The 14,671-nt window shown below is 69.2% G+C and carries 8 protein-coding genes; 3 read left to right on the plus strand and 5 right to left on the minus strand.

What is annotated here, in order from left to right:
• Position 1 precedes the first annotated feature (1 nt).
• Positions 2-1,198, minus strand: coding sequence for a Y-family DNA polymerase (locus N8A90_RS00435; RefSeq protein ID WP_262073126.1), 1,197 nt, complete (start codon positions 1,196-1,198; stop codon positions 2-4).
• Positions 1,199-1,423: 225 nt separating this feature from the next.
• Here N8A90_RS00435 and N8A90_RS00440 point away from each other — a divergent pair, with 225 nt between their 5' ends.
• Positions 1,424-2,782 carry a dicarboxylate/amino acid:cation symporter gene (locus tag N8A90_RS00440; protein ID WP_262072677.1) on the plus strand — a complete coding sequence of 453 codons (1,359 nt, stop codon included), beginning with the start codon at positions 1,424-1,426 and terminating at the stop codon, positions 2,780-2,782.
• Positions 2,783-2,925: 143 nt separating this feature from the next.
• On the opposite strand, the gene N8A90_RS00445 is transcribed toward N8A90_RS00440, so the two are convergent.
• Positions 2,926-4,251 carry an MFS family transporter gene (locus N8A90_RS00445; RefSeq protein ID WP_262072678.1) on the minus strand — a complete coding sequence of 442 codons (1,326 nt, stop codon included), beginning with the start codon at positions 4,249-4,251 and terminating at the stop codon, positions 2,926-2,928.
• 121 nt (positions 4,252-4,372) lie between these two features.
• Positions 4,373-6,607, minus strand: a complete 2,235-nt coding sequence (gene pbpC, locus N8A90_RS00450; protein ID WP_262072679.1) for a penicillin-binding protein 1C — start codon at positions 6,605-6,607, stop codon at positions 4,373-4,375.
• 135 nt (positions 6,608-6,742) lie between these two features.
• Between pbpC and N8A90_RS00455 the strand changes: the two genes are divergently transcribed.
• Positions 6,743-6,955, plus strand: a complete 213-nt coding sequence (locus tag N8A90_RS00455; RefSeq protein ID WP_262072680.1) for a hypothetical protein — start codon at positions 6,743-6,745, stop codon at positions 6,953-6,955.
• 8 nt (positions 6,956-6,963) lie between these two features.
• Here the strand turns inward: N8A90_RS00455 and N8A90_RS00460 are convergent, their stop codons facing one another.
• Positions 6,964-7,242: a DUF2164 domain-containing protein gene (locus tag N8A90_RS00460; RefSeq protein ID WP_262072681.1), complete on the minus strand. Its 279-nt coding sequence runs from the start codon at positions 7,240-7,242 to the stop codon at positions 6,964-6,966.
• 22 nt (positions 7,243-7,264) lie between these two features.
• Positions 7,265-13,279 carry an alpha-2-macroglobulin family protein gene (locus N8A90_RS00465; protein ID WP_262072682.1) on the minus strand — a complete coding sequence of 2,005 codons (6,015 nt, stop codon included), beginning with the start codon at positions 13,277-13,279 and terminating at the stop codon, positions 7,265-7,267.
• 180 nt (positions 13,280-13,459) lie between these two features.
• Here N8A90_RS00465 and N8A90_RS00470 point away from each other — a divergent pair, with 180 nt between their 5' ends.
• A complete protein-coding gene (locus tag N8A90_RS00470) occupies positions 13,460-14,656 on the plus strand; it encodes a glycosyltransferase family 4 protein (RefSeq protein WP_262072683.1) in 1,197 nt (398 codons plus the stop codon).
• Positions 14,657-14,671: the final 15 nt, after the last annotated feature.

Below are 14,671 nucleotides of genomic sequence, written 5' to 3' on the forward strand. Positions count from 1 at the left end.
CTCAAAACAGCGACGCCGTCAGCGCTGCCGCGTCGGACGGCGTGCGGGCGCGCGGCGCGCTCGTCGCCGGTGCCGTGGCCTCCGGGCTGTCGGCCCGCACCAGCGCGCCCACGCGCACGCCGATCAACCGCAGCGGGCGCTCCAGCGGCACGCGCTTCAAGCACTGGCCGGCCGTCTGGCGGATGGTCTTGCCGTCGGCGGTGAAGCGGTCGATGGTCTGGTCGCGCGTCGCGATCTTGAAGTCGTCGTAGCGCAGCTTGATGCCGATGGTCTTGCCGACGTAGCCCTTGCGCTGCAGGTCTTCGGCCACCTTCTCGCACAGGTGCGTGAAGATGGTGCCCAGTTCGGCGCGGTCGCGCACCGCGTGCAGGTCGCGGTCGAAGGTGGTCTCGCGGCTCATCGACACCGGCTCGCTCTCGGTCACCACCGGCCGGTCGTCGCGGCCCCACGACACCTCGTGCATCCAGGCGCCGGTCGCCTTGCCGAAGTTCGCGATCAGCCAGTCGCGGTCTTGCGCGGCGATGTCCCCCACGGTGCGCAGCCCGAAGCGCTCGAGCTTGGCGTCGGCCTTGGGGCCGATGCCGTTGACCTTGCGCGCCGGCAGCGGCCAGATGCGCGTCTGCAGGTCGCCCTCGTACACGATCGAGATGCCGTTGGGCTTGTCGAACTCGCTCGCCATCTTGGCGATGAGCTTGTTGGGCGCCACGCCGATGGAGCAGGTGAGCCCGGTCGCGTCGAAGATCGATTTCTGGATGAGCCGCGCCAGCACGCGGCCGCCTTCGCGCTGGCCGCCGGGCACCTCGGTGAAGTCGATGTAGACCTCGTCCACGCCCCGGTCCTGCATGACCGGCGCGATGTCCAGGATGATCTGCTTGAACTGCCGCGAATAGCTGCGGTACTGGTCGAAGTCCACCGGCAGGATGATGGCCTGCGGGCACAGCTTGGCGGCCTTCATCAGCCCCATCGCCGAGCCGACGCCGAACTGCCGCGCCGGGTAGGTGGCGGTGGTGATCACGCCGCGGCCGGTGTAGTCCTTCAGCCGCGGGAAGGCGTCCACCGGAATGTCGGCCAGCGTGCGGCCTTCGGGCAGGTCGCGGATGGCTTCGTCGACCTTGCGCCGGCCGCCGCCGATGACCACCGGCAGGCCCTTGAGCTGGGGGTAGCGCAGCAGTTCGACGGAGGCATAGAAAGCATCCATGTCGAGGTGGGCGATGCGGCGCACGGGAGGGGCGGAAGCGGTCACGCCGCGATTTTCGCTCGGCGATGGCTTTGCGGCGCGCCGTTCCGGTCCAGGGTCGCCGACCGGAGGGTGACGACATACGTACTCCCACTTACATCGATGTCGCCCCATCGCATCGAGACGGCGTTAGCATGCGCCCCGCGCCTTCGCCGTCACCCCTAAAACAACTCGTAGGCAGAGACCATGACAACCACATCGCCTTCTCCTACCAAGCGCCCGATCTACCGGTCGCTCTATGTCCAGGTCATCGTCGCCGTCGTCGTCGGCGTCGCGCTCGGCCACTTCTATCCGCAGGTCGGCGAGTCGATGAAGCCGCTGGGCGATGGCTTCATCAAGCTGATCAAGATGCTGATCGCGCCGATCATCTTCTGCACCGTGGTGGTCGGCATCGCCGGCATGGAAGACATGAAGAAGGTGGGCAAGACCGGCGGGCTGGCGCTGCTGTATTTCGAGGTCGTCAGTTCCATCGCGCTGGTGGTCGGCCTGGTGTTGGTGAACCTGCTCAAGCCCGGTGTCGGCATGAACATCGACCCCGCGACCATCGACACCAAGTCGATCACCGCCTACACCGGCCCCGGCAAGATGCAGGGCACGGTCGACTTCCTGCTGAACGTCATTCCCAACACGATGGTCGACGCCTTCGCCAAGGGCGAGATCCTGCAGGTGCTCTTGATCGCGGTGCTCTTCGGCTTCGCGCTGCACAAGTTCGGCGGTCGTGGGACGCTGGTGTTCGACGTGATCGAGAAGGGCTCGCACGTGCTCTTCACCATCGTCGGCTACGTCATGAAGCTGGCCCCTGTCGGCGCCTTCGGCGCCATGGCCTTCACCATCGGCAAGTACGGCGTGGGGTCGCTGTTCTCGCTGGGCAAGCTGATGGCAGTGTTCTACCTGACCTGCCTGCTCTTCATCTTCGTGGTGCTGGGGCTCATCGCGCGCTTCCACGGCTTCAGCATCTGGAAGTTCATCAAGTACATCAAGGAAGAACTGCTGATCGTGCTGGGCACGTCGTCATCCGAATCGGTGCTGCCGCGCATGATGGAGAAGATGGAGAACCTCGGTGCCAAGAAGACCGTGGTGGGCCTGGTGATCCCCACCGGCTACTCCTTCAACCTCGACGGCACCTCGATCTACCTCACGATGGCGGCGGTGTTCATCGCACAGGCCACCAACACCGACATGACGCTCACGCAGGAACTCACGCTGCTAGCGGTGCTGCTGCTCACGTCCAAGGGCGCTGCCGGCGTGACCGGCAGCGGCTTCATCGTGCTGGCGGCCACGCTGTCGGCCGTGGGCCATGTGCCGGTGGCAGGCCTCGCGTTGATCCTCGGCATCGACCGCTTCATGTCGGAGGCTCGCGCGCTGACCAACCTGATCGGCAACGGCGTCGCGACGCTGGTGGTCGCGAAGTGGACCGACGAGCTCGACGAGAAGCGCCTGCACGCCGCGCTCAACAACGAGACCTGGATCGAGGCCGACGAGCCCGAGGTGCTGGTCAACGCGAAGACCGAGCACATGGCCGCGGGCACCGCGCCTCGGCACTGAGCCTGTCGCCGGGATACCGGCGCGGTCAATGCAAGCCAGATGCCAGGGCACCCGCGGAACTGGCTCTGCCAGGCCGCTGGGTGCGCCCCCTCGAGGGGGAGGCGGCGACACGCAGTGCGCCGCTTCGGGGGTGAGCTTTGTTTCTAGTGGTCGTGGTGCAGGTAGCTGGCCTGCCTGGGCAGCCGCCAGCTCACCGCGAAGGCGATGACCATCATTACCGTCACGTACCAGTAGAAGGCCGACTCGTGGCCGAGTGACTTCAGGCCCAGCGCCACGTACTCGGCCGAACCGCCGAAGATCGCATTGGCCACCGCGTAGGCCAGGCCCACGCCCAGCGCACGCACTTCGGGCGGGAACATCTCGGCCTTCACGATGCCGCTGATCGAGGTGTAGAAGCTCACGATGGCCAGCGCGAGGATGATCAGCAGGAAGGCGACGACAGGGTTCGTCACGTGCTGCAGGCCGGTGAGGATCGGCACCGTCGCCAGCGCGCCCAGTGCGCCGAACAGCAGCATGTTGTTGCGGCGGCCGATGCGGTCCGACAGCGCGCCGAACACCGGCTGCATGCACATGTAGACGAACAGCGCGGCCGTCATGATGTAGCTGGTCGTCTTGATCGGCAGGTGCACCGTGTTCACCAGGTACTTCTGCATGTAGGTGGTGAAGGTGTAGAAGATCAGCGAACCGCCGGCGGTGTAGCCCAGCACCGTGAAGAAGGCCGCCTTGTGGTGCCTGAAGAGCCCGGCCATGCTGCCGGCTTCCTTGTTGGCGCGGGCTTCGGCCGTCTGCGTCTCGTGCAGCGTGCGGCGCAGCAGGAGCGCGACGACCGCAGCGACCGCGCCGATCGCGAAGGGAATGCGCCAGCCCCAGGCCTTGAGCTCCGCCTCGGACAGGAACTGCTCCATCACCACGATCACCAGCACCGCGAGCAGCTGGCCGCCGATCAGCGTGACGTACTGGAAGGACGAGAAGAAGCCGCGCTGGCCGCGCAGCGCGACCTCGCTCATGTAGGTGGCCGTGGTGCCGTATTCGCCGCCGACCGACAGCCCCTGGAACAGGCGGCACACCAGCAGCAGGAAGGGCGCCCACGCGCCGATCTGCGCGTAGGTCGGCAGGCAGGCGATGACCAGCGAGCCGCCGCACATCATGGCCACCGAGATCAGCAGCGAGGTCTTGCGGCCCATGCGGTCGGCGATGCGGCCGAACAGCCAGCCGCCGATGGGGCGCATGAGGAAGCCCGCGGCGAACACGCCGGCGGTGTTCAGCAATTGCGCGGTCGGATCGGACTTGGGGAAGAACGCAGGCGCGAAGTAGAGCGCCGAGAAGGCATAGACATAGAAGTCGAACCACTCGACCAGATTGCCGGACGAGGCCGCCATGATGGCGAAGATGCGATGGCGCTTTTCTTCGGCGGTGTAGGCGCGGGGCGCGCCCAGTGCGCCCGATACGGGAGGAGCAGTGACGGACATGGAAAACGCCTTGTTATGTGGATCTTGGCGTTCGCCATTCTGCTGTGCCGTGCCGCTCCCTGTTGTCGGCCGAGAACGCATCCGACCCCGCAAAGGGGGTATCTCGCTACCGCCGGGTAGCTCAGGGGCGGCGTGCGACGGGCGCCCGCACGCCGGCGCCGCGCACCTCGATGCGCACCCGGTCGAGCACCTCGCCGCGGGCGTCGACCAGCTCGACCCCATGGCGGCCCGGCCAGGGCATCCATTGCGCCTGGTTGCCGCGCGCGAACGCCTTGCCGTCGATGCGCCACTGCAGGCCCTGGCCCTGTGCCTCGAAGCGCACGCGCTGGCGGTTGGGCGGGATGTCGGGGTCGATCGCGATGATCGATCCGTCGGCCGGCGAGGTGATGCGGCTGCCCGCGTCCGCCGCCGCGACATCGGGTGCGAACAGGCGCTGCTCGGTGCCGGCGAGGAACCATTCGCTGCGCGGTGCTTCGAGGTCATGGCCGAAACGCACCGGCACCTGCACCACGCCGGGCGGTGGCGCTGGCGCGCGGCTCGGCTCGCGCGCATGCAGGAAGCCCATCACCTCGGCCCACACCGGCGCGGCGCCGCTGGTGCCGCTCACGTCCCACATCGGCGCGCCGCCCGCATTGCCGACCCACACGCCGACCGTGTAGCGCTGCGACCAGCCGACGGCCCAGTTGTCGCGCATGTCCTTGCTGGTGCCGGTCTTCACCGCCGTCCAGAAACGGGTGCCGAGCACGCTGTCGACGCCGAAGGTGCGGGTGCGTGCGTTGGCGTCTGACAGGATGTCGCCGACGATGAAGGCGGCGCGCGGGTCGACGGCCGGCGGCGTGCGTGGCGCGGGTGTTGCGGGTGGTGCGGCGGCCGCCGGGAGCATGCGCGTCTCGCCGAAGCGCCCGCCGTTGGCCAGCGTGCGGTAGGCATTGGTCAGCGCCAGCAGCGACACCTCGGCGCTGCCGAGCGCCAGGCTGTAGCCGTAGTAGCCGCCGCTCTCGCGCAGCGGCAGCCCGGCCGCCTGCAGCTGGCGCGCGAAGGATTCGGGCGAGACCATCACCAGCGTGCGCACCGCCGGCACGTTGAGCGACGCGGCCAGCGCGGTGCGCACCGAGACCAGCCCCTTGAACTGGCGGTCGTAGTTCTGCGGGATGTAGAGACCGCCGGCCGTGGCGATCTGCGCCGAGGAATCGTCGATCAGCGACGCGGCGGTCAGCCGCCGCTCGGCGATGGCCTGCGCATAGAGCAGCGGCTTGAGCGTGGAGCCGGGCTGGCGCTGCGCGAGCACGGCATCGACCTCGCCGGCCCGGCTGAGCGCGCCCGACGAGCCGACCCACGCGAGCACCTCGCCGCTGGCGTTGTCGAGCACCACCAGCGCAGCGTCTTCGACGTTGCGACCGTGCAGTTCGCGCAGATGGCGCTGCAAGGTGTTCACGGCGAAGCGCTGCAGCGGCGCGCGCAGCGTGGTGCGGAGCGTGTCGTCCGCGGAGTTCGTGGCGTTTCGGCCGGAGGTCGTCGCAGCATCGCGGCGCAACTGCAGCGCACGGCGCGCGGCATGCGGCGCGATGCCTTCGCTCGCCTCGAAGGCGCGGCGCTGCAGGGCCGCGCTCGCGAACATGTCGACGGCATCGCAGTCGATGCGGCGGCGCTCGGCGTCGGTCGCTTCCATCGCCTTCATCACCTCGCAGGCGCGCTGCGCGACGAGGGCGGGCTTGGCGTTCGGCGCGCGCACCAGCGAGGCGGCCACGGCCGCCTCGCGCGCATCGAGCCCGTGCGGCGCCTTGCCGAAGAGCGTGCGCGACAGCGCGTCGATGCCGACGATCTCGCCGCGGAAGGGCACGGTGTTGAGGTAGGCCTCGAGGATCTGGTCCTTGCGCCATTGACCTTCGAGCTGCGCGGCGGCCACCGTCTGGCCGAGCTTCTGCGTCAGGCTGCGGCCACCGCTGCCGCGCCGCAGCTCGTCGTCGAGCAGGCCGGCCAGCTGCATCGTGATGGTCGACGCGCCGCGCGTGCGCGTGTTCCAGAGGTTGCCCCAGGCCGCGGCCGAGACGGCGCGCCAGTCCACGCCGCTGTGTTCGTAGAAGCGCCGGTCTTCGCTGAGCACCATGGCCGTCCGCAGGGCGGGCGACACGTCGGTCAGCGCGACCCATTGCCCGCGGCGCACGGTGGCGTCCGTGCGCACGCGTTGCAGCAGCGCGCCGTCGCGGTCGAGCACTGCGGTGTCGGAGGGGCGGAATTCGCGCCGCACCGCGTCGAAGGCGGGCAGCGCACAGGCCGGCCCTGCACATGCAGCCGCGATGCCCAGCACGAGCAGCGGCCGGCGCAGGGTGGGGCAGCAGAGGGAGAGAAGGTGCATGGCGTGCAAGACGGGCAACGGGCCTACTTTAAGTCGCGCGGGCGGGCCGACGCATGCGGTCTCGCACCGCACCGACCATGCGGTTCGGAACAGGCTCGAACCCTCGGGCCTGCCGAAAAACTGGAGGACATCACCATGAAATCACTTCTCGTCGTGCTTGCTGCGACCGCCACCCTGGCGGGTTGCGTCGTCCCACCACCCTACGACAACCGCCCGCCGCCGCCGGGCCCGGGCGTGCGGGGCGACCGCGACCGCGACGGCGTGCCCAACCGCTACGACCGCGACCGCGATGGCGACGGCGTGCCGAATCGCTACGACAGCCGCCCCGGCGATCCGCGCCGCAACTGACCGCGGCGTCAGCGCCGCGGCTTCGGCTGCTTGTCGTACTTGCGCCAGTAGTCGAACTCTTCCTCGTGCACCTCGATGTCGAGTTCGGCAACACGGCCCTGCATGCGTTCCTGCGCGTCAGCCACGCCGCGGTTGTAGAGCGTCGGGCCGATCTCTTCGAGGAAGAAGCCCAGCAGCGCGCCCGCTGCGATGTTGCCGATCTTCTGGTCGTCCATGTGCTCGCGGAAGTAGCGTTCGATGGACGCGATGGCCTGCTGACGGACTTCGCGGGGCAGTTCGATCGTCATGAGGGACTCCTGTGGACGGCGCTCAGCGCCCCGCCTCGACCTTCACCCGCGCATTCGGCACCTCGCCGAACATCTCGGGCGCGTACATCGCCTCGACACGGCTCGGCGGCAGCGTGAAGTCGCCGACGTTGTTGAGGCGCACCGTGTACTCCATCTTCACCACGCCCTTGGGCAGGTACTCGTAGTAGCTGCGGAAGGACTCGAAGCTGCGCTCCTCGAAGGCCGGCCAGCCGGCACCGCTCTTCTTCTCGCCCTGCGTCGCGATCTGCGAATCGCGGCCCAGGCCGCTGCCGAGAATCGTCGCACCACCCGGGATCGGGTCGGTGATCGCCACCCAGGTCATGTCGGTGCTGGCGTTGACTTCGAGCGTGACGCGCAGCACGTCGCCGCGCGTGTACTTGCCCGCGGTCGCCTGCTCGACCGGCGTGATCGTCTTCTTGATCGCGTAGCCGGCCGCGAACGGCGCCTTCAGCTGGATGGCCGCCACGGACTGCAGCGTGAGCCAGGGCTTGCCGGCGCCCTCGTGCGTGACGGTCAGCGTTTCCTTCTGCGGCTGGCCCCAGGGCAGGAACATCGTGTTGTTGCGCAGGTTGCCCGGCGAGGCCGGTGCACCGAACCAGGTCGTCTGGTTGGGCGCGCCGGCAGCGTCGCTGGTCTTCACGCGCTCGACGCGGCTCCAGTCGACGCTCTGCGTGCGCGCGGCCGAATCGGCGTTGCCGACGGGTGGCGCGCGCAGCACCGAGGTCGTGGTGCCGGCCACCGGCACGCTCTCGAACACCTTTGAGAACTTGTCCAGCGCCAACCCGCCCCACAGGTTGGCGGTGGTCGTGTGCCAGGCGCCGTTCTGTTGACGGCCGATGAAGCCGTTGGCGAGTTTGCCGATGTCGTCCTTCCAGGCCGGGTCGTCCATCACGGCCAGTAGCAGGCGCGCGGTGTTCACGTCGCCGTTGGTCATCAGCCACCACCAGTAGTCATCCCGCTCGGTGCTGAAGAGCACCTTCGTGCCCTGGTAGCTCAGCCGCGCCTTCAGCACGTTGCTGGCTTCGTCCAGGCGTTGCTGGCGCTGCGGCACGTCGTTCACCCGCTTGAGGATCTGCATCCAGTCGATGACTGCGCTGGTGGGCCACTGGTTGGGTGCGATGGTGATGCTCGCGACCATGCTGCCGCGTGCCTTGCCGTAGCGCGACAGCGCTTCGAGGGCGGCCAGCTTGCGCACGTCCAGGTCCTTGCGCGGGCTCCAGAACTCGCGCTGGATGCGGCCTTCGACGAAGGCGATCAGGCCCTGTTCCATCGGTGCGCGCGCATCGTCGGGCAGCGCGAAGGCCGGGTCGATGGCGGCGGCTTCGTTCGTCGCCGCCAGCAGGTACGACGTGAGGATGTCGCTGCCACGGTTCGACTCACCGTCGCGCGGCGGGAAGTAGCTCGCGAGCCCGTCGCTGTCGAGGTAGCTCGGCAGCTGCGCCACCACGCCTTGCCACAGCTTGCCGTCGCGCAGGCCGATCGACTTGCTGGTCTTCTGTTCCAGGCAGGCGAAGGGGTAGTTGGCGAACCAGTCGCGCACGCCCGGCATGCCTTCGGCCAGCCTGGGCTGCAGCGACATCTTCAGGCCACCTCGGCCGGGGAGGGCGTCGGCCGGCGGGGCGACGTCGAGCGTGAAGCTGCCGTCGACCTGCACCAGCGTGGCCTGCTGCACCGTGAGCGGCACGGCCGGCACGATGCGCTGGCGCACCTTGAGCGCGTCGCGCGCGCCGCTGACGGTGTCCTTCGCCTCGATCTCCCACAGGATGGCTTCGGCGCGCGTCTGCGCAAGCTGCGCCGGCGCCGTCACGTTCCACGCCAGTTCGCGCGATTCGCCGGCCGGGATGTCGATGGTCTGCGTCTCGAGCGTGAGCAGCGTCGCGCGCGGCGACGCCTCCACCTTCATCGCCTTCTGCGTCGTGTTGCGCAGCGTGATCTGCGCGCGGAACTGGTCGTCCTCGCGCACCAGCGGCGGCAGGCCGCTGATGATCTGCAGGTCCTGCGTCGCCTGGATGCTCGCCTGGCCCGTGCCGAACAGGCCGGTGCCCATGTCGGCCACCGCGACGATCTTGAAGGTCGTCAATGCGTCGTTGAGCGGGACCGTCACCACGGCCTGGCCGTTGGCGTCGAGCACGATCGATGGGTTCCACAGCAGCAGCGTCTCGAGCAGCTCGCGGGTCTGGCCCTTGCCGCCGCCGCCGCCCGCGGGCACGGCCTTCTTGCCGTAGTGCCGGCGCCCGACAATCTCCATCTGCGCGGTGGAGGTGCTCACGCCCCAGCTGCGCCGCTGCAGCATGGCTTCGAGCAGGTTCCAGCTGTCGTTGGGCATCAGCTCGAGCAAGGCCTGGTCGACCGCCGCCAGCGCCACCTCGGCGCCCGCCGCCGGCTTGCCGTCGGGCAGCTTGCCTGTGATGGTGATCTGCGCCTTGCCGCGCACCGGGTAGCTCGGCTTGTCGCTCGTCACCTTCACGTCGATGCGGTGCGCCGACGTGCCCACGCGGATTTCGGCCAGGCCGAAGCGGTAGGCCGGCTTGCTCAGGTCGACCAGCGCGGTCGGCGCGACGTATTCCTTGCCCTCGACCCAGAAGGCGGTCCACCATTCGCGCGGTGCCTTGAAGCCCCAGGTGAAGAAGCTGTACCAGGGCACCTCGCGCAGGCGCCCGCGCAGCGCCAGCACGCTGACGTAGGCGTTCGGGCCCCACTCGGGCTTGACCTCCAGGCTCACGGTCGGGTCCTGGCCGTTGAGCTGCACCACGTGCGTCTCGATCACGCCCTCGCGCTCCACCGACACGAGCGCGGTCGAGAAGCGGAAGGGACTGCGCACCTGGAACTTGGCGACCTCGCCGGGCTGGTAGTTCTTCTTCTCCGGCAGCACGTCGATGCGGTCGTGGTCTTCGCCGCCGAACCACAGCTCGCCCTGCTTGGTCACGTACACCGAGCTTGCGGCCTGGCTCTCGCGGCCTTCCTTGTCGGTGGCGGTGGCGATGAGCTCGACCTGGCCGGCTTCCTTCAGCGCCGCCTCGCACAGCACCAGGCCGCGCGAGTCGCTGTTGCCGCTGCACACCGTGCCCAGTTCCTTCACCTCGGTCTTGTTGTCGTAGGTGTAGAAGCCGCCGACCATGCGCTTGCGGCTGGTGGTCGTGATGCGCGCGATGGCGTTCACCTTCACCTTGGCGTCGGCCACCGGCTTGCCGGCGAGGTCGAGCGCCAGCGCCTGGAACTTGAGCTTCTTGTCGGTCGAGATCCAGCCTTCGGTCTTGAGGCCGGCGATGACCGACGCGGGCCACAGCGTCTGCGTGCTGCGGAGGGTCTGCACTTCGCCGTTGGGGTCGGAATAGGTGGCTTCGATCAGCAGCTCGCGCGGCGTCGCCTTGGCCAGCGGCACCTTGTCGATGGTGAGCTTGCCGGCGCCGTTGCGGTCGAGCGTGAGCGGCAGCTTGTCGGCGATCACGCGGGTGTCGTCCGCCGACGAGGCCTCCTCGTCGGCGTCGGACGCGGCCTGGTCGTCGCGCTTGCGCGGCGGCGAGAAGCTGAAGCTGTCGTAGTCGGCGAAGTCCAGGCGCTTGCCGCGCACCATGGCCGACACGCGCACCGGCAGGTTCGCGGCGCCGCCGCCGGCCACGTAGTTGATCTGCACGTCGGTCGGCAGCGCGGTGATGGCGACCAGCGGCTTCTTGTCGCTCGGCGTCACGCGGCCTTCGAGCACCGGCAGGCGGAATTCCTCGACGCGGAACATGCCCGTGCCGTAGCTGCGGCGGCCGTCCTCGTCGTCCGCCTTGTCCTTGCCGCTGCGCAGTTCGACCTGGTAGACGCCCAGCTTGGCGGCCGGTGGAATCGCGAAGGTGTTGGCTGCGCTCCGCCCGCCGGTGCCGGTCTTGCGCCAGTCGATCGCCTGCGTGAACTGCTGGCCGCTGCCCACATGCGTGATCACCAGCGTGTCGGGCAGCGTCTCGGGCACACCGAAGCCCTTGCTGGTCTGGGTGCGGATCAGATGCTTCATCGACACGGTTTCACCGACGCGGAACAGCGTGCGGTCGAACACCGTGTGCGCGACGCGGTCGGGCTCGGGTTCCTGGCTGGTCGGCACGTTGAAGCGCCAGGGCTCGATGCCGCGCTGCCAGTCGCTCCAGGTGAAGGCCAGGTCTTCGACCGGCTTGGCGTTCTTGTCGCCGGCGTCGCTGAGCGTCGCGCGCGCGCTGACGAAGTAGGCGTCGCTGCTGTACTCGTTCTCGGTGTTGCAGCTCGGCGGCGTGGAAGAGATGCCTTCCAGCGTGACGACCCCGTTCGCCCCGGTCGTGCCCCGCGCCACCTCGCGGCCGCGGCAGTCCGACACCCGCACCGCGGCGTTGGGCACCACCTGGCCCTTGTCGAGCGTGGTGACCCAGGCCACCGCGTTCTCGCGGCCCAGCTTGAAGTGCACCGCGAGGTTGGTGGCCAGGGCCGTGGTGCGCACGTACATCGTGCGGCCGTTGCCGTAGCGCTCGTCGAGCAGCGATTCGCCCAGCTTCTGCGAGGCGATCTCCAGCACGTGGAAGCCCGGCGTGAGCGGGATGCCGATCACCTCGAAGGGACGCTCGTTCACGTTCTGGCCGCTTTCGACCTTCGGCATGTCGAGCGTCTTCACGCCGGCCTGGCCGCCGAGCAGCGACACCATGCGTGTCTGCACGCTGTCGCGGTTGTCCCGGTCGATCACCTTCGGCAGCGGCGCCTTCACGTCGCGCGCGGCGACCGAGCGATTCACCGAGTAGCCGTCGTAGCGGCGCACCTTGCGGAACCACGCGATGATCTCCGCGTCGGTCGTCGGGTTGAGGTCGCTCACCTTGCCGGGCGTGAGCGCCTGCACCTGCAGGGCCGGCTCCACGCGGCGCACCGTCACCGGCATCATCGCGACGCCGCCGGGCTCGGCCAGGCGCTCGATCACGCCGAAGGGCGAGGCCGCGAACTTGGCCAGCGGCGGCATCGCGCCGGTGGCGGTGGCCAGCGGGAAGCTGTCGGGCGCGCCGAGCGGGCGGCCAGAGGCGTCCTCGAAGGAGGAGGGCAGCGTCACGCTGAACTTCGTGTTCTCGGGGAAGGGCGGCTGGAAGCTCAGGCCGTTGACGACGGCGTCGTCGTTGCCGCTGTCCTCGTCGACCTTCGGCTCGATCGTCTTGCCGCCGCCGCCCACGCGGATCTGCGCGGCCATCTTGCGGGTGACGGGCGCGTTGAAGCGCAGTTCCATCGGGCGCAGCGGCAGGCAGGCGGCCTGCGCGTTCTCGCGTTCGCAGGTGAAGGTCGCGGCGAAGGGCTCGCGCACGTCGTAGGTGAAGCGCCGCTCGACCGTGTTGGCCACGCCCGACGGCGTGGCAACGCCCTTGCCGTAGACCAGCTGCATGCGGCTGCCGGCCGTCAGCGTGCGCTTGCACTGCAGCGTGGCGAAGCGCAGCGGCTCCTTCTGCGCCTGGCGCTCGCGGCCGAAGGCCTTGAGCAAGGCGGTGCGGTCGTCGCCGTCGAGTTGCTTCACCGGGATGCGCTCGCCCACGCCGTCGGCCACGCACCAGACGTTGTCGCGCACGCTCGCGAGCGTGGCCGGGCCGTTGAGTTCGAGCACGAAGGACTGCTGCTCGTCGATCTTTCCGTAGCTCGGCTGAATGTTGCGCACGAAGGGGCCACCGGTGCTGAATTCCTGGCGCTGCGGGCCGGTGAGTTCGGCGCCCGCCGGCGACTTGAAGCCGGCCACGCGCGTGACCGTGCAGCGCACGCCCGGGGGCAGGTCGTTCTCAAAATCGAAGACCCACTGCTTCTCGCCGGTCCAGCGTGCGGTGCCCTTGCCGGCCTGCGCGTCGTCGCAGCGGACCGTGTAGGGGGCAGGCGCCTTCGGGTCGCCGAAGTTGACGGCCGCCTGGTCGAACTTGGCGACCACCTGCCGCACCTGCGACACCTCGCCCTGGGGGCTGAGGCTGATGGCCTGAAGGGCCATCGCCGGGAACGTCGCCGCCGCCAGCGTCAGGGCGAGCGCGAGTTTGCTTTTTGTTCTCTTCATGCTTTTTCCTCCGAGGAGCGTCGAGATTAGCAAAAGTCGCCGATGGCGCTCCCCGGCCCAGGAGGCGAGAGGGCGTGCGCCTGGTGAGCTCTTGGGCCGCGAAAACCGAGGGCTCCACTATGATCGGCCGCCATGACTTTGCTGTTGAGCCACCCCGCAGGAAACCAGAATGTGCGGGCCATGCTCGACGCGCTCCAGACGGCCGGACTGCTGGGCCGCTTCGCCACCACGGTGGCCGCCGACGAGCACAGCCCGCTGCTCAAGCTGATGCCCGCCGGCGCGCGGCGCGAGTGGTTGCGCCGCCGCTTCGATGTGCCACGCGACAAGCTGCTGCAGCATCCCTGGCGCGAACTGGCGCGGGTGGCGTGCAGCGCGGTCGGCTGGCGCTCGGCGCTGCGGCACGAACAGGGCTTCGCATCGACCGACGCCATCATCCGGGACTTCGATCGCTTCGTGGCGCACGCCTTGCCGCGCCGGGTCTCGCGCGATGGCCTGAGCGCCGTGTATGCCTACGAGGACGGCGCGCTCGACACCTTCCGCGCCGCCCGCACGCTGGGCCTCCGGCGCGTGTACGACCTTCCCATCGCCTACTGGGAACTGGGCCGCCGGCTGCAGCAGGAAGAAGCGGAGCGCCTGCCCGCCTGGGCGCCCACGCTGGGCGGGGGCCTGCTCGATTCGCCGGCCAAGCTCGAGCGCAAGACGCAGGAGCTCGACCTGGCCGACCTGGTGGTCGTGGCCAGCCACTTCGTGCGCGATTCGCTGCCGGCCTCGGCGGCGCAGAAGGCGGTCGTCATGTCGCCCTTCGGCTCGCCACCGGTCTGGACCGGCGGATGGTCCGAGGCGGCGCTCGATCCGGCGCGGCCGATGCGGGTGCTGTTCGCCGGCTCCATGGGCCAGCGCAAGGGCCTGGGCGACCTGCTGCAGGCCATGCGCCTGCTCGGCGGCGAGAACATCGAGCTGGTCGTGATGGGCTCGCCGATGGCCGAGCTCGACTTCTACCGCCGCGAATACGCCGGCTTCACCCACGAGAAGGGCCGGCCCCACGCCGAGGTGCTGGCGCTGATGCGCAGTTGCGACGTGTTCTGCCTGCCGTCGATCGTCGAAGGCCGCGCGCTGGTCATGCAGGAAGCGATGAGCCAGGGGCTGCCGGTCGTCATCACGCCCAACACCGGCGGCGCCGACCTGGTGATCGAGGGCGAGACCGGCTTCCTGGTGCCGATCCGCGCGCCCGAGCAGATCGCCGCCAGGCTCGCCTGGCTCAACCAGCACCGGCCCGAACTGGTCGCCATGAAGGACAAGGCGGCGCAGCATGCCGCCGGCTACTCGTGGAAGCGCTACGGCGACGTCATCGTCGACGCGATCCGCGCGCTCGACTGAACCGTCCGCCGCCCG

It is taken from the genome of Variovorax sp. N23 (assembly GCF_025486315.1).
Lineage (GTDB): Bacteria > Pseudomonadota > Gammaproteobacteria > Burkholderiales > Burkholderiaceae_C > Variovorax.